Source organism: Pseudomonas fluorescens (genome assembly GCF_018614655.1).
In the GTDB taxonomy this organism is placed as follows: Bacteria; Pseudomonadota; Gammaproteobacteria; order Pseudomonadales; family Pseudomonadaceae; genus Aquipseudomonas; species Aquipseudomonas fluorescens_BX.
Genome location: NZ_JAGGOG010000026.1, coordinates 122,080 through 143,173, shown reverse-complemented (window position 1 = coordinate 143,173; position 21,094 = coordinate 122,080). Strand labels below are relative to the sequence as shown.

Below are 21,094 nucleotides of genomic sequence, written 5' to 3'. Positions count from 1 at the left end.
GCAGCGCCAGACGGCAAAAATAACCCTTAGCGTTCTATTTGGAGAACGATAGTGGAAGACCTCAACACCCTCTACTACTTCACCCAGGTGGTCGAGCACCGTGGTTTTGCTGCTGCCGGACGAGCCCTGGACATGCCCAAGTCCAAGCTCAGCCGACGCATCAGCGAGTTGGAAGAACGCCTGGGCGTGCGCCTGATCAATCGCACCAGCCGCCACTGTTCCCTCACCGAAATCGGCCAGGCCTATTACCAGCGTTGCCTGGCGATGCGCGTGGAAGCAGAAAGCGCCGCCGAGGTCATCGAGCGCAACCGCTCCGAACCCCAGGGCATTGTGCGCCTGAGTTGCCCCACCGCCCTGCTCAACTCGTGGGTCGGGCCGATGCTCACCCGCTACATGCTGCAGTACCCCCTGGTGGAATTGCATATCGAGAGTACCAACCGTCGGGTCGATGTGATTCACGAAGGGTTCGACATTGCCTTGAGGATCCGCTTTCCGCCACTGGAAAACACTGACCTGGTGATGAAGGTACTGGGCAACAGCACCCAGTGCCTGGTGGGCAGCCCACAGTTTCTGCGACGGCTGTCGACCCCACCTTCGCCGGCAGACCTCAATGGCTTGCCGAGCCTGCATTGGGGATCGCCGCACCGGGAATATCAGTGGGAATTGTTTGGCGAGAACGGTGCCAGCGCGGTCATCCGCCATTATCCGCGGATGGTCACCGATGATCTGCTGGCGCTGCGGCATGCGGCCTGTGCCGGAGTGGGTATCGCGCACTTGCCCAGTGTGGTGGTACGCGAAGACATTGCAGCGGGACGTCTGGTGAGCCTGATCCCCGGCTGGTCGCCAAGGACCGGAATCGTCCATGCGATTTTCCCCTCGCGCCGGGGATTATTGCCGTCAGTGCGCACGTTGATTGATTTTCTCGGGGAGGAATTTTCCCAGAGTGATATGGCCTGATCAGGCTGACGCCAACACCACCCGGCGTTGGCGCAACAAATGAAACGCGACCCATGCCGCCACCGCAAACCCACCCTGCAGCAGGATCATCGGCGTGGCGCTGCCGTCTCGCAGGGTGCTGAGCAGCACGCCGCTGAAGGTGGCGCCAAACATCTGCGAAAAGCCCATCAACCCGGCGGCCAAACCCGCGCGGTGGGCGTTGGGCATTACCCCGCCCGTCACCGCCCCCGGTAAAACCAGGCCGCCACCCAGGGTAACCAGCGCTACCGGCAGGCTCAGGCCCAATACCGACAAACCGAACACTTCGAAAATCACCACTGTCGTTATCCCGCCAATGGCCACCAGGGTCACGCCGATGGCGACGATACGCTCCGCCCCAAGGTGCATGATATTGCGCCGGGTGAAGGTGGCGCCGACGATCAGCATCGACACCATGCACCCGAAGGTCACGCCATATTGCGCACTGCTCAGGCCCAGCAAGTTGATGTACACCGCCGATGAACCGGCGATCACCGCGAACATGGCGCCATAGGTACATGCCAGGGTCACGGCGAACGTGCGGTAGGAGCGGCCCTTGAGCAAATCCAGGTATTGCCCGGCGAGAGTTTTCCAATGGCCAGCCTCGGGGTCGAGGTTCTGGTTGCTTTCGCGGTAGAACAGCACGACGGTCAGGGTCGCAATCACGCCAATCGCCAACGCCAGCAGGATCGGTGCATGCCAGCCGCCGAGCTTCACCAGCAAACCGCCCAGCATCGGCGAGACAACGATAGCGCAGAGCATGCCGATCACCGTCAACGCCAGGGCCGGGCCGGCCTCGGCTTTCCACACGTCCCGCACCACCGTGCGCGCCAACACCAGCGCCGCGCAGGCGCCAAGACCTTGCAGGACCCGGGCGGCAATGAACTCACCAATGCTGCTGACCAGCAGCATCCACAACGTTGCCGCCACATACAGCAGCAAGCCGCCGATCAGTACCGGACGCCGACCAATACGGTCCGACAACGGCCCCAGCAGCAACTGCCCCAAACCAAACGCGGCAACAAACGCCGACAACGCCGCCAGCGCTGAACCGGGGGGTGCTACCAGCGCCTGCTCGATGGAACCCAGGCCGGGAATGATCAGTTGGGTCGAGACTTCACCCAATGCCGTCAGGGCCACCAGTAGAAACAACAAGCTGCGAGACGGCGTCGGGTAGTTCGACATGGAGGCGTTCCGGGGGCTGGATTAATTTATATTTCGACCATAATATGAGCAAAAGATTATGTCCATAATTTTTTTGCCCGACGGTCAGAGTGAATCCCACGGAGCCTCCCCATGAACCTACTTTCTCATCGCTTAAGCCTTCTCTCACCCCTGGCACTGTTGCTGATTCTGGGCGGTTGCAACAGCAAAGCCGACCCCGTTGCACAAGCCTCCCTGCCCCGCCCGGTGCTCGCCGCCAAGGTCGAAGCCGCCAGTAGTCAGCAAAGCGCCTACACCGGAGTGGTGGCGGCGCGTACCGAAAGCGACCTGGGCTTCCGGGTCAGCGGCAAGGTGATCGAGCGCAAGGTCGACCCCGGCCAGCGCGTAGCCCGTGGCGATACCTTGCTGGTGTTGGATATTGGCGACTTCGAGCTGGCCCTGCGCTCGGCAAAAAACCGCGTGAATGCCGCCCAGGCCCAACTGCGCCAACGGCGTGACGACGAAAACCGCTACCAGCGCCTGGCCGATACCGGCGCCGTGTCGCGGCAGATTTTCGACCAGTCCGCCACCAACCTGCGGGTCGCCGAAGCCGAGCTTTCCGCCGCGCAATCCGATGCCAGCCAAATCGAAAACCGCCGTACCTACTCGGTGCTCAAGGCCGATGGCGACGGGATCATCACCGATGTGCGGGTGGATCGCGGGCAAGTGGTGGCCGAAGGGCAAGTTGTCGCCCGGTTGGCCCATGACGGCGCCCGGGAAGCCATCGTCAACCTGCCGGAAAACCAGCGCGACCAGGCCTCGCAAAAAGCCCAGGCCTTCCCCTTTGGCGCCCCTGACCAGGCCGTGACTGCCACGTTGCGTGAGCTGTCCGCCAGCGCCGACCCGACCACCCGCACCTACCGCGCACGCTATGTGCTGCACGGCGCCGTCGATCGTTTCGCCCTTGGCTCGACCATCACCGTGCGCCTGCAAGGCAATGGCCAGGCGCAACAGACCCGCGTGCCCATCGGCGCCTTGCAGGATGCCGGTAACGGCACCGGGGTGTGGCTGATTGGCGATGACGACAAGGTCAGCTTCGCCCCGGTGAGCGTCGCCAGTCTTGGTCAGGAAGAGGCGCTGCTGAACAGCGGTGTCAGCCCCGGCCAGATCGTCGTCGCCCTTGGCGCGCACCTGCTCCACAGTGGTGACGCGGTGCGCCTGCTACCGGCCCAGGTGCTGGCATTCAACCGTAAGCAGGACCACTGATATGCGCGGTATCAACCTCTCCGAACTGGCGGTCAAGCACCGCGCCGTCACGTTGTTCCTGATCATCGCGATCCTCGCCGCCGGGATTTTTGCCTTTGGCAAACTGGGGCGCGCCGAAGACCCGTTGTTCACCGTCAAGGTCATGACCATCACCGCCGCCTGGCCCGGTGCCACAGCTCAAGAGATGCAGGATCAGGTGGCCGACCGCCTGGAAAAACGCCTGCAGGAACTGGATTACTACGACCGCGTCGAGACCATCGCCCAGCCCGGTTTTGTCTCGATGCGCATGACCTACCTGGAGTCCACCCGTCCGAGCGAGATCCAGGACCTGTTCTACCAGACCCGCAAGAAGCTCAGCGACGAAGCGTCGAAATTACCCAAAGGCGTGATCGGCCCGTTCTTCAACGATGAGTACTCCGACGTGTACTTCGCGTTGTACGCCCTGGAAGCCGAGCACCTGCCCCACCGGCAACAGGTGCAAATGGCCGAAGCCATGCGTCAGGGTTTGCTCAACCTGCCGGGGGTAAAGAAGGTCAACATCCTCGGCGAGCAGGCTCAGCGGATCTTCGTCGAGTTTTCCTATGAACGCCTGGCCACGCTGGGCATCAAGCCCGAACAGATCTTCGCCGCCCTCGCCGCGCAAAACGCCGTGGCGCCTTCGGGCTTTGTCGAAACCGTCGGCGCCCGGGCCTACATCCGTATCGACGGTGCCTTCGACAGCCTGTCGCTGATCGAAAACGTCCCCCTGGAAGCTAACGGCAAGGTGCTGCGCATCGCCGATGTCGCCAGCGTCAGCCGTGGTTATGAAGACCCGCCCAGCTACCGCATTCGCCATCAGGGCGACCCGGCGTTGATGCTCGGGGTGATCATGGAGAAACACTGGAACGGCTTGGAGCTGGACAAGAGCCTCAAGGCCGAGGAGGCAAAAATACAGGCCGACCTGCCACTGGGCGTGAACTTCGCCAAGGTGTCGGACCAGGCGAAAAACATCAGCCTGGCGGTCAACGAATTCATGCTGAAGTTCTTCGTCGCCCTGGCGGTAGTGATGGTGATCAGCCTCTTGGCCCTGGGCTTTCGCGTCGGCTTGGTGGTGGCTGCGGCGGTGCCGCTGACGCTGTCGATCGTGTTTGTGATCATGCTGATGACTGGCCGCGAATTCGACCGGGTCACCCTCGGCGCGCTGATCATTTCCCTGGGCCTGTTGGTGGATGACGCGATCATCGCCATCGAAATGATGGTGGTGAAACTCGAAGAAGGTTTTGACCGTATCCACGCGGCCACCTTTGCCTGGCGCTCTACCGCCGCGCCCATGCTGACCGGGACGCTGGTGACGATTATCGGTTTCCTGCCGGTAGGTTTTGCCCGTTCGGGGGCCGGGGAATATGCCGGGAATATTTTCTGGATCGTCGGCTTTGCGCTGATTTCATCGTGGCTGGTGGCGGTGGTATTCACTCCATACCTGGGGGTCAAGCTGTTGCCGCAGATCAAGCCGGTGCCGGGCGGTCATGACGCGATTTACGCCGGTCGTTACTACCAGCAGCTGCGCAGCCTGGTGGAAGCCTGCGTACGTAAACGCTGGTGGGTGACCGGGTGGGTGGTGTTGGCATTTGTGCTCTGCGGCTTGGGCATGGGTGTGGTGAACAAGCAATTCTTCCCCAACTCCGACCGTTCCGAGCTGATTCTTGAGGTGTACATGCCGCCCGGCAGTGCCTTCAAAAGCACCGAGGCGGTCGCGGCGCAGGTGGAAAAGGCGCTGATGGAAGAGCCGCAAACCACGATGGTCGACACCTATGTCGGCGGTGGTGCGCCACGGTTTTTCCTGTCACTGAACCCCGAGCTGCCGGACCCGGCCTTCGCCAAGCTGATCGTGCAAACGCCCGACGCTCATGCCCGGGACGCCTTGAAACTGCGCATGCGTGAACGCATCGCTGCCGGGGAGTTTCCTTCGGCACGGGTGCGGGTCACCCAACTGGTATTCGGCCCACCGGTGCCCTTCCCCGTGGTGTTTCGCGTGTCCGGTCCGGACCTGAATGTGCTGCGCGGCCTGTCCGAAAACGTGCGCCAAATAGTGGCGGCCAACAAGCTGACCAAAGACAGCTTCCTCGACTGGGGCGAGCGCGTCAGCGGCTATCGCCTGGTACTCGACCAGGATCGACTGCGCCTGTTGGGTTTCACCCCTGACGAAGTGAAATCCCAACTCAACGCCCTGCTCAGCGGCAACCCGATCACTGAAGTGCGCGAAGGCAATCGCACCGTGTCGGTGGTGGCACGCTCCCAAGGTAGCCAGCGCGAAGACCTGGGCAACCTGGACAATATGACCCTGACCAACCGCGCGGGCGTGTCGGTGCCTTTGGCCCAGGTTGGGCATTTCCAGGCGGTCATGGAAGAACCGATCCTCAAACGCCGCAACCGTGCGACAACCGTGGAAGTGCGTGCCGATATCGTCGACGGTGTGCAACCACCGGACGTGGAAATGGCGGTATACGCCGACCTCAAGCCGCTGATCGCCAACCTGCCCGCCGATTACCGCATCGACATCGGTGGCCCGGTGGAAGAAAGCGCCAAGGCCAACGTCGCCCTGGCGGCGCTGTTCCCGATCATGATCCTGCTGACCTTGACGGTGATCATGTTCCAGGTGCGTTCGTTCGGGGTGATGTTCATGGTCTTTGCAACGGCGCCCTTGGGCCTGATTGGCGCGGTACCGACCTTGTTGCTGTTCAATCAGCCGTTTGGCTTCAATGCGATTTTGGGGTTGATCGGGATTGGCGGGATCTTGATGCGCAACACGCTGATCTTTACCGACCAGATCCGGCAAAACCAGGACCAGGGCATGGCGATTCGCGAGGCGATTGTCGAGGCGACGGTGCGTCGGGCCAGGCCGGTGATATTGACGGCGCTGGCGGCGGCGCTGGCGTTTATTCCGCTGACGTTGTCGGTGTTCTGGTCGTCGCTGGCGTATGTGTTGATTGGCGGGGTGTTGGTGGGGACGGTGTTGACGCTGCTGTTCTTGCCCGCGCTGTGCAGTTTGGTGTTGGGGCGGGAGAAAACGCGGGAGGTGGTGGCGCTAACCTGACTTCAAAGACGCAGTAAACCCCCTGTGGGAGCTGGCTTGCCTGCGATAGCGACTGTAGCCGCTGCCGAGGTACGAGGCTGCGATGCGTGTCCGCAGGACCGCCCTCGGGGCTTGCTGCGCAAACCATCGCAGCCTCGTACCTCGGCAGCGGCTACAGTCGCATTCGCGAGCAAACCCGCTCCCACCTTTCGATCTGTGTTCACAGGAAATTGATGAGGCTTTAAGTCAGCGCGTGGACAACTCCATAATCATCCGGCTCAGCAAATAGATCCGCGGCGCCACACTCTCTACCTCGGCATATTCCTCCGGCGTATGAATATTGCCGCCGACAATCCCGAACCCATCCAGGGTCGGCGTCCCCACACCTGCCGACAGGCTGGCATCTGCCGCCCCGCCACTGCCTTCAATGGTCAGCTTGCGTCCCAGTTCACCGTAGATCCCTTGGGCAATCGCCACCAACTTGTCGGACTCCGGCGTCTGCGGCATCGGCGGCAAACCGCGATGCAGGCTGGTGGTCACTTCAGTGTCGGGAATCAACTTGTTGGCCGAGACTCGCGCCAGGTCCTTCTCGATCCGATCAAACTCTTCCGGCACCGCCGCCCGCACATCGGCCTTGGCCGTGGCCTGATCCGGGATCACGTTGACTCGATCCCCGGCGTTGAGCACGGTGAAGTTGATGGTGGTTTTCTTCTCGGCGTCCCCCAGTTTGCCCAGTTGCAGAATCTGGTGGGCCGCTTCCATCGCCGCATTGCGCCCCAGCTCCGGGGCGACGCCGGCGTGGGCCGCCTTGCCCTTGACCTCGACCACGGCGGTGGCGCTGCCTTTGCGCCACACCACCAGGCCATCGGCCGGACGACCCGGTTCCAGGTTCAGGGTCACGTCGTTGAGCCTGGCGGTTTTGCGGATCAGTTCGGAGGCAGCCTCGGAGCCGGTTTCCTCGCTGGCATCCAGCAGGAAGGTGATCTGCGCGTAGTCCTTGAAGCCCTGGTTTTGCAGGACTTTCAACGCGTAGATCCCGGCGACGATCCCACCCTTGTCGTCCATCACCCCTGGGCCATAGGCGCGGCCGTCCTTGATATGGAACGGTCGCTCAGCGGCCGAACCTTCCTTGAATACGGTGTCCATGTGGGCCATCAGCAGGATTTTCGCCTTGCCGGTGCCCTTGAGGGTGGCGATGACATGGCTGTTTTTAGCGGCGGCATCGGGCACCAATTCGATACTGAAGCCAAGCTTTTTCAGCTCGTCGACGGCAATCTCACGGACCTGGGTCAGGCCCGGCTCGTAGCCGGAGCCCGAATCGATGTTCACCAGGCGCTCCAGCAGTTTCAGGGCGTCGGCCTTGTACTGCTCGGCATCAGCCTGGATCTGTTTGTGGGGTTCTGCACTGAACGCCGGGAGCGTGAAACCGAAGGAAAGCGCCAGGGTGGCGGCCAGGGCCGTGCGGCGGAAGTTGAAAGTCATGAACCGGTCCTTGTTTTTGTTGGAAGTCGTTGCACACCCTACCTGACAAAAACCGATTTGTTGATCGTCAGACCGACCTCAACCAACTCCCCTGCACCGAACTGACCCGGTTACGCCCGCTGCTCTTGGCTTCATATAACGCCTGGTCGGCGTCATTGAGCCAACTGGTGGCGTCGCTGTGGGACGCCTGATACGGCGCCAGGCCGATGCTCAAGCTGGCGCGCAACGTCGGATCCTGAGCATATCCCACGCAGTTGAAGCGGTCGCGCAAGGCTTCCATCACTTCTGTGGCACGGCCCAGGGGCATGTCCGGCAGGATCACGCAAAACTCATCACCGCCGTAGCGCCCGGCCAGGTCGGTGACTCGCAGGTTCTGGCGCAATACCTTGCTCAATTGGCGTAACACGATATCGCCGGTGACGTGGCCGTAGGTGTCGTTGATGACCTTGAAGTGGTCGATATCGATCAAGGCGATGGCCGCGCCCTGCTGACCGCGACGGCAACGCTGGAACTCGATTTCCAGCTGATCTTTCCAGGCACCGTGGTTGAGTAACCCGGACAGGCTGTCGGTGCGACTGAGGGCCAGCAGCTCGCGCTTGTGCCGGGACAGGGTGACGGTCTGGCGGTAACAGATCCAGCCCAGGACCAGGGGATACAGCATCAGGATCGGCAGGCAGGCATAGAGCTGCGCCTCGCTGGTCACCGCGATAAACGCCGGGGTGAGCACCAGCATCGACACGCCCACTCCAAGCGCCTGGGCCACCCAGCCGGCCAGCATGAACCGGGGCCCGCCGATGGCGACATTGTTCATGGTCATCATCGACAAGGTGGTGACGCTGGGCAGCGGATTGAAATGCATGGCGCCGACCCAGAAGCCACCACAAAACGAGTCAAACAGCAGATTGCGGTTTTCTGCGCGCAGGGAGTTGGCGGAACGCAGCGACCACTGGTAGGCCAAGTGCGGCCAGATAAAAGCATTGGCGATCATCAAGGCCCAGACCCAGCCCGACGGATGCAACGGGTACATCCCGGCCGCCACACAGACAAACCCGAGGGTCAGCCCCAGGATGCGGGATTTATACAAGCGTGCGGCGAGCGAAAGTCCCTTTCCTCCTGCGACTGACATGTCTGATGTGATCCTGAATGAATGCTCGGAGTCTATCAGGAGGAAAGCAAATAGCCACTACCGCCCGGAGCTTGGAACACCCGTGCCAAGGCATCTAGTTGGAAAAGCCCCGCGCCAGCATCATCGCCACTCCCAGCAGCAACACGGCAGTGACCTTCTGCAACAGCATCCGCCGTTTTGGGTCCTCCAGTACATGCTTGATTCGCTGGCCGAAATAGCAATACAGGCAGCCGCTGGCGAACTGCAGCATCAGGAATGTCAGGCCGAGGATGGCGATATCACGTGCCGCACTTTCCTGACCCACGGCGGCGAACTGAGGAAACACCGCGCTGAACAAGATGATCGCCTTGGGGTTCGACAGCCCGGTCAACAAGCCCTTGCCGAACAGACTGCGCGTGGTTTCCTGACCTTGGACGCCGGTGTCGATCGACACACCGCTACTGGTCCACTGCTTGTAGGCCAGATAGAGGATGTAGGCCACCCCCACCAGTTGAATGCCCTGGGTGATCAGCGGATAGCCCTTGATCAACTCGGAAAAGCCCACGGCAAAAATCAGGATCGAGATCAGGTACGACACGCTGGCCCCGAACTGCGCCGGCAAGGAGCGGCGCAGACCGTCCTTGAGGCCGAGGCTGAGCAGCAACAGCGTCATGGGGCCCGGGCTGAGCGCCAGGGTGGTGCACAACAGCAGGAAATACAGAAAGGACGACAGAGTCAGGGCGCTGGCCATGGGTTTCACCGCAGGAAGGAATGCCGTGCAGTCTAGAACTGCAAGGCCTGCCCGAGGCAGGTAAACTCTGCGTATATCCACGCAGACTTTACCGGTAAAGTTTGCGGCAAACCAAGGACTCAGCATGCCTATTCCGCAGATTCGCTTCCATGACCGGGCGCCCAAGGTTCAGCAAATCGTCGACGCATTCACCCAGTCCATCGAAACAGGCGAGTTGGCCGCCGGCAGCAAACTGCCCTCGGTACGGGTGTTGGCCGAGCAACTGGGGGTCGGAAAATTCACCCTGAACGAGGCACTGGACCGCTTGCGCGGTCGCCACCTGCTGACCTCCAGCCAGGGCCGCGGGCACTTTGTCGCCAACAGCCTGGCCCAGCCATCCTCCAGCACTTGGGTGGACTTGCTGCCCCAGGACTTGCTCAGCGTATTGCGTCGCCCCCTGGCAATCGCCCCCGGCGGCCTACGCCCCGGCGGCGGCCATCTACCGGAAGACTGGCTCGATTCCGACGCCCTGCGCCAGGCCATGCGCAGCGCAGTGCGTGCACCGTCCCTGCGCGTCGCCAGCCTCGGCACCCCGGCCGGCCTGCTGCCCTTGCGCCAGGCCCTGCAACAGAAACTCCAGGGCGAAGGGCTATCGGTGCCGGTAGAACAAATCATCACCACCCCCAATACGCTGCAAGGCCTGGACATGTTGATGCGTCTGCTGGCCCGTCCTGGAGATACGGTGCTGCTGGACGCCCCGTGCTACTTCAACTTCCACGCCAACCTGGCGTTGCACGGGGTCAAGGTGGTGACGATCGCGCGGCGGCCAGACGGCTTCGACTTTGCTGCCCTGGAGCAATTACTCGCCGAGCAGCGGCCCAGCCTGTACCTGACCACCGGCGTGCTGCACAACCCCACCGGACATTCCTTCAGCCCGGGGCAAGCCTTTCGCCTGTTGCAACTGACTCGGCAATACGGTTGCCATATCGTCGAGGACGACCTTTACGGCGACCTGCACCCCAACCCGCCGCCACGTCTGGCCGCCCTCGCCGGGCTGGAACAGGTGACTTATCTGTCGGGGTTCTCGAAGATCCTCAGCGCGAATGTGCGAGTCAGCTATGTGGTGGCGGCACCGCAATTGGCGGCCAATCTGACCAATATGAAGTTGATGAGTGGAGGGATTACGTCTGAGTTGTTTGAGCAGATTGTCTATCGACTGCTCAGTGAAGGGAGTTATGCCAAGCATCGCAAGCGGATGGTTCAGCGATTGCTGGAGGCCGGTGGGCGGGTTGAGCAGTGGTTACGGCGGTGTGGGTGTGAGTTGCCCATGGGGTTTGAAGGGGGGATGTTTATCTGGGCGCGGTTGCCGGCGGGGGTGAATGGCGAGCGGCTGGCTGAGGCGGGGTTGAAACGCGCGATGGTGTTGGCGCCGGGGGCGTTGTTTGGGTATGAGGCGGGGTTCCGTGATTTTATGCGGTTTAATGTGGGGCATTGTGATGATTTTAGGGTTTGGGAGGGGATTGAGGGGTTGCTGAGGGGTGATTGAGTACCTATCCGTTATGCGATCACGGCCGCTTAGGGTAACGCTTTTGGGTGTTCGGTTGTCCTGTAGCCGCTGCCGGGGTACGAGGCTGCGATAAGGGCCGCAGGACCTTCGGCAGTTTCAAGATCCTGACGACTGCTGCGCAGCCGATCGCAGGCTGCGCCAGCGGCTACAGGTGATCGACACATTCCTTGTACCTCGGCAGCGGCTACAAAAAAGCAAGGTTCGGCATGACTCTAATAGATGATTTCGCTGCGAATGGCCTGGATGACGATGCACGACAGTCGTTCAGTCAGCAAATCCGGGCTCGCCTCTCGTCGATGCAACGTCAGAGGGATGCTGGGCAAAGGTGGTAACCCGCGTTCCTCGGCGGCCAGAAGCGCCGTCCCCGATTGCAGTCCCAAGGACGTCCTGATGGTGTAGCCCAACCCCGCCTCCGTGGCCGCCGACAGGCCATTGAGGCTGGAGCTGGTGAACGATAGCCGCCAGGGAATGCCCTTGAGGCTCAGTGCCTCGGTTGCCATCGAATGAAAGGGGCATGGTGCATCGAAGGCAATGATCGGCAACGGCTCGCCCGAATCAATGCTCCAGTCAAAGTACTCGTGGGCAGACCCGATCCATTGCATTTGTAACTCTGCGACGCGTTCCTGGTACCCACCTTTGTGCTCATCGCCCCACACCACTGCCAGATCGAGCGTCCCATTGTCGATCCGACTCAGCAGGTCGGCATTACGCGAGATCCGCGCCTCGACACGAACATCAGGATGGGCTCTGGCGAATCGGCCCAGCACCGTTGGCAAGAAACTGCTCAGGTCCTCCTGAAGCCCGAGGCGTATCCAGCCCTTGAGTTTGAGCTCGGAAACGGCAGCGACGGTCTCATCGTTGAGGCTCAAAAGACGTCGCGAATAGTTGAGCAGCACCTCCCCCGTATCGGTCAGGGCAAGCCCCCTACCGGCCTTTGTGAACAGCGGTGATCCCGCCTGGGCTTCGAGTTTTTTCAGCTGAGCACTGATGGCTGAAGTCGAGCGGGCAAGCTTTTGCGCGGCCTTGGCAAAACTGCCCAATTCAACGCCCGTGACGAAGCTGCGCATGACGTCCAAATCAAAATTCACTGGCCTCATAACCATCCTGTTTTTTGGGACCAACACACAAAACAATTTGACATTCAGCACGATGGACCCGTGAGAGCCTTTTGCCAACACATATTGAGCTTTTTTAAGGGGGCTTATGCCTGTCGATAATAGTCACCGCTGGAAGGTGCTGGGTGTCGGTGTTGCGGCCAATGCCAGTTTTTCCAGCGTAGTGGGAGGGCTGCCGGCAACCGCTATTTACATGCGTGCCACCTATCAGCTCGACAATACCGAACTGGGGCTGGTGCTGGGCGTCTTGGGACTTGGCATTGCCATCAGCGAAATTCCCTGGGGCCTGTTGACTGACCGCTGGGGGGATCGACCGGTACTGCTCACCGGGCTTCTGAGTTCGGGGATAGCCCTGTTGGTACTGGCCATGCTGGCGCTGTATGCGCCCACCCTGGTATTGCTGGCCGCGGGGTTATTTGTCGTGGGGCTGCTGGGAAGTAGCGTCAATGGCGCCAGTGGCCGGGCGATCATGGCATGGTTCAAGGAAGGCGAACGGGGACTGGCCATGAGCATTCGGCAAACAGCGGTCCCGGGCGGCTATGCCTTGGGGGCGGTGATATTGCCCTACCTTGCCCACCGATACGGCTTTGTCGAAGTGTTTATTGCCAGCGCACTGTTCTGCCTGGTGGCGTGCCTGTTTGCCTGGCTTTGGCTCTATGAGCCGGACTTCTCCGGTGCGGCCGCTAAAAAACAGAACGCTGCATCCGACCACAGCCCGCTGAAAGACTTACGGGTCTGGCGAATCGTATTAGCCATAGGGCTGCTCTGCGCCCCGCAGTTTGCGATTCTCACCTACGCGGCGGTGTTCTTTCACGACTTCAGTAACCTCACTATCACCCTCGTATCCGCGACCCTGGCTGTCATACAGGTTGGCGCTATCGTCAGCAGGATCTGGAGCGGACGCTGGACCGATAAAAACAAAAACCGTCGCAGCTACCTCAAAGCCTGCGCCTGGCTGAGTACCGTGACGTTCCTTTTGCTCGGCATCACGGTATCGGCAACCCGCTTTTACGGCATGGGCGAATCGCCCTTGGCCAGCGCCTTGATCATCGGTGTAATGGTCGTCGCCGGAATCAGCGTATCGGCGTGGCACGGCGTGGCCTACACCGAACTGGCCACACTGGCGGGCGCCAATCGAGCCGGCACCGCCCTGGCAATGGGTAATACCTGCGTCTTTGTCGTGTTGTTCGCCACGCCTATCGCAGCATCGGCCCTCATGACGCATTTTTCCTGGGGCACGGTATGGCTGGCTGCAGCCTTCTGCGCACTGTTGACCGTGCCGCTATTTCCCCACGTGGAAAAAGCCGGCGCGCTGGAGTCAAGGTCAGCTTGAATCCGCCAGCGCCAACGCTTCACAACCTCGCTGCGCACACCGGCAGCAAGTCGTTACTTGACTATACTCCCGAGCCAACGCACCGCACCCGCGTGGCGCAGCACGAACGATGAGCCGTGCTGCCCCCTACCGAGAGATGGAAGCACTGTCATCCACAACGAGGTCGTCGACTATGAATACAGAGAGAGGAGTAGAGATTGGGTATTCTCACAAGGTCGCTGGCCATATCCTGGAGCAGGCTCTGGCGCCTCTTCAAATGGGGGTGTCTCAAATATTGCTACGCGGTGACCGGCCGACCACGGTTTACGGCCCCGCATCTCGATAATCAGCCCACGCTTGGCCCCTTCGAGAAACCTGACCCGAAAACCCTCAGTATCGTAACTGGCGATACCCCGTTCCCGACTAACGAGGCGCTTCACGGAACAGTGGCCACTGAGGAACTATGCGCGCAAATCCCCAGCGGACTGTGGATCGAAGTTGAGGGCCAGGGTTATTGCGTCAGATATTATGCATACGGCCTGGCGAGCCAAAAGAACGCGCAGATACTGGTCTATTTCGGCGGCGATGCCCTCCTCACCACGTCCAAGGGTGTACGCCACATTTCAACCTCCTATCAGTCCCAAACGCCGGCCAAGATCGAAGCGGCCACGGCCGAATGGTCCTGCGAGGCGAATGCACCCGCCATCTTCCTTGCGCGTCCCGGTCTGTACGGCTCCTCGGGCAATCATCTCATGAGGCGGCAACCGCTCGAGATTGCCCTTATGGATCAGGCGCTTGATGCGTTGAAGCAGCGATACACTATCGGTTCCTTCATCCTGGCCGGACAATCCGGTGGCGGCCAGATCGTAGCGGCGCTGCTCAGCCGGCGCGAGGATATTACTGCTGCCGTGTTGGCCTCGTCCCTGGTTTCGGTCAGGCAGGTGGCCGCTTACTGGGAATATCAGCGGGATATCCCGGCACGGTTCCTCCAGGATTCCACCCGCTTTTATGACCCCCTTGATGATATTGAACGAATCCCCAAAGCGCCGCCGCCCACCCTTTATGTGATTTCCGATCCAGAGGACCAGGTCGTGCCTTTCAACACGCAGTTGCGCTATGTGCGCCACCTGCGTAAAGCGAAACTCAATCCGCAGCATATCTTCGCGCATGCGAAGGCTCCCGCACATCATGTCCTGACCGAACATGCGCGACTGGCGGCCGCGCTGATTGCCAAAGGCGCAACGCCGCAGACGGTTCGCGCCAGGCTCAACAAGCTCGACCGAGAGCAAGCCTGCAACGAAAATGCGGTTCCTGCCCGTCGTCCTTTCGAGCGTTATTCGCCTCCCGATATCGACGCCCCGAGCGCCATCAGCCTGAAAGTTGCGCAGGGAACAGAGGATGAGCACGAACTGCTCTTCGACAAGTCGTCGACCAAGCAGTTACCGCTGGCTTCGCTGACGAAGCTGATGACCGCGGTCGTCATGTTCGACCTGATGCCAAGGTTCGGAAAGTCTCTCACCGATTATCTGGACATCGATGAGACAGACGTCGTTGGAGAGTCCGGCATCAACGTCAAGCCAGGCGAGAAGATCACGTTTCGCGATGCGATCCTCAATCTGATGCTGCCGTCCTCCAACATCACCGCAAACGCGATTGGGCGCACATTCGGCCGATGGCTCATCGATGACGAGGGCAGCCCTGAAGGCGGCGCTTCAGAGCGGTTCATTGCCCAAATGAATGCCAAGGCTGCACAGATCGGAATGCACAATACACAGTTCCATAATCCAAGCGGGCAATCCGTACGCGGACAGCTGACGACCGCAGCCGATATGGCAACGCTCATGCTGACAGCGATGCAATATCCGCACATCACTGAAAGCTGGGGCAAGCCCAGCCATGTCATGCAGGTGCTTGGACCGACACCCCGGCAACAAAAGATCAGTTCGACCATCAAGGTTATCGACGACTACGATGTCCTGGGCGGCAAGACAGGAACGCTCCAGCCCGGCTGTTACAATGTCGCGGTCCTGTCAGAGGCACCGGATGGCGGTCGCATTGTTACGGTGATATTGCGCGCGCCCGATCAAATGGCGCTGTATACCGATCTGCGGTGCATTCTCGACACGGTAAAGCGTGGCAGGAACTGGTCTACGGTTAGCCAGCCCGCTGTACGAGCCGGCCCTTTCATGGTTGTTGAAAAATCAATTAAGAACGAGCACTGACCGAACGCTTTTTGGCGTTCGGTTGTCCTGTAGCCGCTGCCGAGGCAGGAGGCTGCGGCTACAAAAAGCAAGGTTCGGTGTTAGCCCTAAGGCTGCTTTTCAAAGGCCGGGCCGCCACGTCATCCCGGCAACGGAAGCACCCTCAACGACCTCACCGACTTATACGAAAAACTCGAATAAATCTCCTTGACGCAAGGCAACGTCTGCAAAACCTCCCGTGCAAACTCCCCAAACGACTCCAGATCCTTCGCGACCACTTCCAGCAAAAAATCGTACCGCCCCGAAACGTTATGACACGCCACAATCTCGGGAATCGCCAACAACCGCTGCTCAAACGCCCGGGCAATTTCCCTGGAATGGGTATCCATCATGATGCTGACAAACGCTGTCACCCCATACCCCAGCGCCTTGGGCGAAAGAATCGCCTGATAACCACTGATCACCCCACTGTCTTCAAGATGTTTCACCCGTCGCCAACACGGCGAAGTGGTCAGGGAAACACGCTCGGCCAGCTCGGCCACGGTCAAACGGGCATTACCCTGCAGGGCATCCAGCAGGGCTTTATCGGTACGGTCCAGGCTTACAGGCATGTCTTGCCTCAAAAATTCATTTTTATTGATTTTTATCCCAACATGCCAGCTTTTCTCGGCAAAGTATGGAACGTTCGGCCTCGGTTATAAGCATAGCATCGTAGGAAATAAGGAGCGTCCGACCATGAACAATAAACACAACACGTTCGGCTTTTCCACCCGCGCCATCCACCATGGCTATGACCCACAAGACCACCACGGCGCCCTGATCCCGCCGATCTACCTCAGCGCCACCTTCGCCTTTCCCACCGCCGAATACGGCGCCGGTTGCTTTGCCGGTGAAGAGCGCGGGCACTTCTACACACGCATTTCCAACCCGACCCTGGCCTTGCTGGAATCACGCATGGCGACCCTGGAAAACGGCGAAGCCGCCGTGGCCTTCAGCTCCGGCATGGGGGCAATCGCCGCCACCTTCTGGACCCTGCTGCGTCCAGGTGACGAAATCATCGTCAGCCAGACGCTCTACGGCTGCACCTTCGCCCTGCTGCACCACGGGATCGGTGAGTTCGGCGTCAAGGTGCGCCATGTCGACCTATCAGACCTGGCCGCCTTGCGAGCGGCGCTCTCGCCTCAAACCCGCATGATCTACTTCGAAACCCCGGCCAACCCCAATCTGCAACTGGTGGACATCACGGCCGTAGCCGAGATCGCGCACCAACAGCCCGGTATCACCGTGGTGGTGGACAACACCTATTGCACCCCTTACCTGCAACGCCCTCTGGAAATGGGCGCCGATGTGGTGGTGCATTCAGCCACCAAATACCTCAGCGGCCACGGCGATATCACCGCAGGCATCGCCGTCACCACCCAGGCCCTGGCCCAACGGATTCGCCTGCAAGGCCTCAAGGATCTGACCGGCGCCGTACTGTCGCCTCAGGATGCCTTTCTGTTGATGCGCGGTCTCAAGACGTTGGCCCTGCGCATGGATCGCCATTGCAGTAACGCCCAGGCCATCGCCGAAGCATTGCAGGCCCACCCTGCGGTGGAATGGGTCACCTATCCCGGACTGGCGTCGTTCCCGCAGTACGAACTGGCCGCCCGCCAGATGAAGTTGTCCGGCGGCATGATCGCCTTCGAGCTCAAGGGCGGCATCGATACCGGACGGCGTTTCATGAATGCGCTCCAGCTGTTCAGCCGTGCGGTGAGCCTGGGGGATGCCGAGTCATTGGCCCAGCACCCGGCGAGCATGACCCACTCCACTTACACCCCCGAAGAACGCGCCCATCACGGGATTTCCGAAGGGCTGGTGCGGCTGTCGGCAGGTCTTGAAGACGTCGCCGATTTGCTGGCGGATGTGCAGCAGGCCCTGGCCAAGTGCATCAAGCGCGCGCCGGTGGCAAAGCCTGCGGTTCAGCTTGAGGTACACGCCAAGTAAACCCACGCCGAGGAGGTGTCCGCCTCCTCGACACACCACTGCAACAGTGCAGTGTTCAACTACCCCCGCCAATAGACCATTCAGTCCGACCTTTTTGGGTTGTCGTCCTGGTGCGACTTAATATTTTTTTTACGGATTGGATCCCCCTGCTATCCCAAGGCTGTACTAGGATACGACTCGGCCGTCACTACTATCACTGTAGGTTATTCACTCTACTTATCATCTTAAAACCCATCGCGATAAGGCGGCCTCTTCACCCACAAAACTCATGGACGAAATGATGAACTCACACCTGTTCCCACACATTGGCAAGGTCATCGCCAGCACCGGCAGTCGCCACTTCCCGCGCATGCTGCATGACCTGATACTCACCCAACTGGATGTGGATGCCACGCACATTACGCAATTGCGTGTGAATTCAGAGGGTCAGCCCAAGCGCAAAGGGTGTGCCTCAAGGATCGAAGGCCTGCTCCCGGTGTACACCGACTCAGTGGCCGGCAGCATCCACACCGCGCCCACGGCATCCGATCCCGCATGGCCCGCCGCTCAGTTGCACCTGACTCGGCGCAAGGACGATTTCAATTACGTACTCTCGGTGTATCGCTCGCACCAGTCGCAGAATTTTTCTGCCCAGGAACGGATCATCCTGCAGGATTTCTCATCGCTGCTGTTACCCATGGTCGAGAAACACATCGCCGCGATCCAGCCATGCAGCAACGACAACAGCGCCCTCACCCAGGGCAGCGAAAATCAGGGCATCGAAACCCTGCGTCGACGCTTTGACGAACGCCTGGCGCAATCGGGTCTGAAGCTGTCAAGCCGTGAACTGGAAGTGTGTGTCGGCATGCTGGCCGGACGTACCGCGCCGGAGTTGGCCGAGCAACTGGCGCTGAAGGTCAACACCATCGAGAGCTACCTCAAGCGGGCGGCGATCAAGATGGGCATCAGCGGGCGGCATTCGTTGTTGCGGTGGATGTATTCGGCACAGGACGGCGCGGCCCTGTAGCCCCCTGGTTAAATACCGTCTCTGTCAGGTCATACATTTGGCCCGTTGTAGCCGCTGCCGAGGCACGAGGCTGCGATAAGGGCCGAAGGACCTTCGGCCGTTTCAAGATCCTGGCGACTGCTGCGCAGCCGATCGCAGGCTGCGCCAGCGGTTACAGGTGCTCGACACGGCCCCCCCTGTAGACGCCGCCCTCTTCAATCCCGCGCCAACGCTTCGATAGGGTCCAGCCGTGCCGCATTGCGCGCCGGCACAAAGCCAAACACGATGCCGATCATCGTCGAACAGGCAAACGCGGTGACGATTGAGCCCACCGAAAACACCATCTCCCACTCTTTGACGAACAACGAGAACAACGAGCCGATGCCCAGTGACAGCGAGATGCCGATCATCCCGCCAATCAGGCAGACCATCACGGCTTCCACCAGGAACTGCTGACGAATATCCGACTGCCGCGCACCAACCGCCATGCGGATGCCGATCTCGCGGGTACGTTCGGTGACCGACACCAGCATGATATTCATCACGCCGATCCCGCCCACCAACAGGGAAATCACCGCAATCAGCGACAGCAGCAGCGTCAGGGAACGGCTGGTTTTCTGTACCGTCTGCATGATGCTGTCGAGGTTGTTGGTGAAAAAGTCCTTGGTGCCGTGGCGCTGCTGCATCAGTTTGTTGACGTTATCTTCCACCACCTTACTGGGCTGGCCGTCCTTGATGCGCACGGTGATGCTGTCCAGATGACGCTGCCCCAACAACCGACCCGCCGCCGTCTCATAAGGCACCCAGACTTGAAGAGCCTTGCTGGCGGCGAACATGTTCTTGTTTTCCTTCGTCACGCCAATCACCGTGCACGGCAGGTTGCCGATCAGAATCACTTGGCCCAACGGGTCCACCCCGGCGCCGAAAAGCCGGTGACGGGTGTTGTGATCGATCACCACCACTTGCGCCTGACGCCGGGCGTCGCTTTCGCTAAAGGAAATGCCGGCTTCCAGTTTCAGGCCCTTGACCTGGAAATAGCGGTCGCTGACACCGTTCACCTGAGCGTCCAGGTCGATATTGCCGTAGCGCAGCAACAAGTTGCGGCCCACCATCGGGGTCGCGCTGTCCACGTAGTACAGCTGGTTCAGCGCCTCCACATCGGAGGGTAAAAGAGTCTCGATCGCCGAGGCCCGGCTGTCACCAAAACTGGTGCCGGGAAAGATATCGATCGTGTTGCTACCAATGGCCTGGATGTCCTTGAGCACATAGCGCTTGGCACCCTCGCCGATGGCCGAAATCGACACCACTGACGTAATGCCGATGACAATCCCCAACATGGTCAGCAAGGTGCGCATGCGGTGGGAAACCAGCGCCACCCAGGCCATGTTGAAGGCCTCCTTGAACAACCCCAGGCTGGCCACCAGGCGCCGGGCGCCGGCCCGTTTCGGCTCCACCGGTGCCTCACTGGGCAGGTCCAGGCCAACGCTGTCATTGGCCAGGTCACTGACGATCTCGCCATCGCGCACTTCGATGATCCGCTGGGCATTGGCGGCCACTTTCGGGTCGTGGGTGACGATGATCACCGTATGCCCCGCTGCGTGCAGCTCGGCCAGGATGTGCATCACTTCCTTGCCGCTGTGGGTATCGAGGGCGCCGGTGGGTTCGTCGGCGAGGATCACCTCGCCGCCGTTCATCAAGGCCCGGGCGATACTCACCCGTTGCTGCTGGCCGCCGGAGAGCTGGCTCGGTCGGTGCGTGACGTGCCCCGACAGGCCCAGCCGCGCCAGTAACTCACCGGCCCGACTGTGGCGCACCGCCTGCGGGGAACCGGCATAAATCGCCGGTATCTCGACGTTGTGCAAAGCACTCAGGTGTGCCAGCAGGTGGTAGCGCTGGAAGATAAAACCGAAGTAATCACGGCGCAGTTCGGCCAGTTGATCGTCGTCGAGGGAGCGGGTTTCGATGCCATTGATCTTGTAGCTGCCGGCCGTGGCGTAATCAAGACCACCGAGGATGTTCATCAAGGTCGACTTGCCCGAGCCCGAAGCCCCGGTGATCGCCACCATTTCCCCGGCGTTGATCGTCAGGTCGATGCCCTTGAGCGCGATAAACTCGCGCTCGCCGGCCATGAAACTGCGGGTGATGCCTTTGAGTTCCAGCAGGGGTTGAGTCATC

Annotated in this window: 15 protein-coding genes; 8 read left to right on the top strand and 7 right to left on the bottom strand. The window is 60.6% G+C overall.

Annotation, left to right across the window (positions count from 1 at the left end):
* The first annotated feature begins 48 nt into the window (after positions 1 to 48).
* Complete coding sequence (locus J7E41_RS24790; protein ID WP_214996967.1) at positions 49 to 957, top strand: LysR family transcriptional regulator; 909 nt, start codon at positions 49 to 51, stop codon at positions 955 to 957.
* On the opposite strand, the gene J7E41_RS24785 is transcribed toward J7E41_RS24790, so the two are convergent.
* On the bottom strand, positions 958 to 2,160 hold the full coding sequence (locus tag J7E41_RS24785; RefSeq protein ID WP_214996923.1) for a Bcr/CflA family efflux MFS transporter: 1,203 nt from the start codon (positions 2,158 to 2,160) through the stop codon (positions 958 to 960). It abuts the gene before it with no gap.
* 111 nt (positions 2,161 to 2,271) lie between these two features.
* On the opposite strand from J7E41_RS24785, the gene J7E41_RS24780 reads away from it, so the two are divergent.
* Both J7E41_RS24780 and J7E41_RS24775 read left to right on the top strand, forming a co-directional pair.
* Positions 2,272 to 3,384: an efflux RND transporter periplasmic adaptor subunit gene (locus J7E41_RS24780; protein ID WP_214996922.1), complete on the top strand. Its 1,113-nt coding sequence runs from the start codon at positions 2,272 to 2,274 to the stop codon at positions 3,382 to 3,384.
* A 1-nt stretch (position 3,385) separates the two neighbouring features.
* Positions 3,386 to 6,457 (top strand): efflux RND transporter permease subunit, encoded by a 3,072-nt coding sequence (locus J7E41_RS24775; RefSeq protein WP_214996921.1) that lies wholly within the window; start codon positions 3,386 to 3,388, stop codon positions 6,455 to 6,457.
* A 225-nt stretch (positions 6,458 to 6,682) separates the two neighbouring features.
* Here J7E41_RS24775 and J7E41_RS24770 read toward each other — a convergent pair whose 3' ends face one another.
* From J7E41_RS24770 to J7E41_RS24760, 3 genes are all read right to left on the bottom strand, one after another.
* Positions 6,683 to 7,918 carry a M20/M25/M40 family metallo-hydrolase gene (locus J7E41_RS24770; RefSeq protein ID WP_214996920.1) on the bottom strand — a complete coding sequence of 412 codons (1,236 nt, stop codon included), beginning with the start codon at positions 7,916 to 7,918 and terminating at the stop codon, positions 6,683 to 6,685.
* 67 nt (positions 7,919 to 7,985) lie between these two features.
* On the bottom strand, positions 7,986 to 9,044 hold the full coding sequence (locus tag J7E41_RS24765) for a diguanylate cyclase (protein WP_214996919.1): 1,059 nt from the start codon (positions 9,042 to 9,044) through the stop codon (positions 7,986 to 7,988).
* A gap of 94 nt (positions 9,045 to 9,138) precedes the next feature.
* Positions 9,139 to 9,774 carry a LysE family translocator gene (locus tag J7E41_RS24760; protein WP_214996918.1) on the bottom strand — a complete coding sequence of 212 codons (636 nt, stop codon included), beginning with the start codon at positions 9,772 to 9,774 and terminating at the stop codon, positions 9,139 to 9,141.
* A gap of 124 nt (positions 9,775 to 9,898) precedes the next feature.
* On the opposite strand from J7E41_RS24760, the gene J7E41_RS24755 reads away from it, so the two are divergent.
* Positions 9,899 to 11,299 carry a PLP-dependent aminotransferase family protein gene (locus tag J7E41_RS24755; protein WP_214996917.1) on the top strand — a complete coding sequence of 467 codons (1,401 nt, stop codon included), beginning with the start codon at positions 9,899 to 9,901 and terminating at the stop codon, positions 11,297 to 11,299.
* Between the two features lie 233 nt (positions 11,300 to 11,532).
* On the opposite strand, the gene J7E41_RS24750 is transcribed toward J7E41_RS24755, so the two are convergent.
* Entirely contained in the window at positions 11,533 to 12,468 is a 936-nt protein-coding gene (locus tag J7E41_RS24750; RefSeq protein WP_353049424.1) for a LysR substrate-binding domain-containing protein, read from the bottom strand.
* Between the two features lie 55 nt (positions 12,469 to 12,523).
* Here J7E41_RS24750 and J7E41_RS24745 point away from each other — a divergent pair, with 55 nt between their 5' ends.
* Together J7E41_RS24745 and J7E41_RS24740 are read left to right on the top strand one after the other, a co-directional pair.
* Positions 12,524 to 13,768, top strand: coding sequence for an MFS transporter (locus tag J7E41_RS24745; RefSeq protein WP_214996916.1), 1,245 nt, complete (start codon positions 12,524 to 12,526; stop codon positions 13,766 to 13,768).
* A gap of 197 nt (positions 13,769 to 13,965) precedes the next feature.
* Positions 13,966 to 15,969, top strand: a complete 2,004-nt coding sequence (locus tag J7E41_RS24740) for a serine hydrolase (RefSeq protein ID WP_214996915.1) — start codon at positions 13,966 to 13,968, stop codon at positions 15,967 to 15,969.
* Between the two features lie 119 nt (positions 15,970 to 16,088).
* On the opposite strand, the gene J7E41_RS24735 is transcribed toward J7E41_RS24740, so the two are convergent.
* Positions 16,089 to 16,559, bottom strand: coding sequence for an Lrp/AsnC family transcriptional regulator (locus J7E41_RS24735; protein ID WP_214996914.1), 471 nt, complete (start codon positions 16,557 to 16,559; stop codon positions 16,089 to 16,091).
* A gap of 124 nt (positions 16,560 to 16,683) precedes the next feature.
* Between J7E41_RS24735 and J7E41_RS24730 the strand changes: the two genes are divergently transcribed.
* A complete protein-coding gene (locus J7E41_RS24730; protein ID WP_214996913.1) occupies positions 16,684 to 17,934 on the top strand; it encodes a methionine gamma-lyase in 1,251 nt (416 codons plus the stop codon).
* A 268-nt stretch (positions 17,935 to 18,202) separates the two neighbouring features.
* Complete coding sequence (locus J7E41_RS24725) at positions 18,203 to 18,940, top strand: helix-turn-helix transcriptional regulator (protein WP_214996912.1); 738 nt, start codon at positions 18,203 to 18,205, stop codon at positions 18,938 to 18,940.
* A gap of 194 nt (positions 18,941 to 19,134) precedes the next feature.
* Here the strand turns inward: J7E41_RS24725 and J7E41_RS24720 are convergent, their stop codons facing one another.
* Positions 19,135 to 21,093 (bottom strand): MacB family efflux pump subunit, encoded by a 1,959-nt coding sequence (locus tag J7E41_RS24720; protein WP_214996911.1) that lies wholly within the window; start codon positions 21,091 to 21,093, stop codon positions 19,135 to 19,137.
* Position 21,094: the final 1 nt, after the last annotated feature.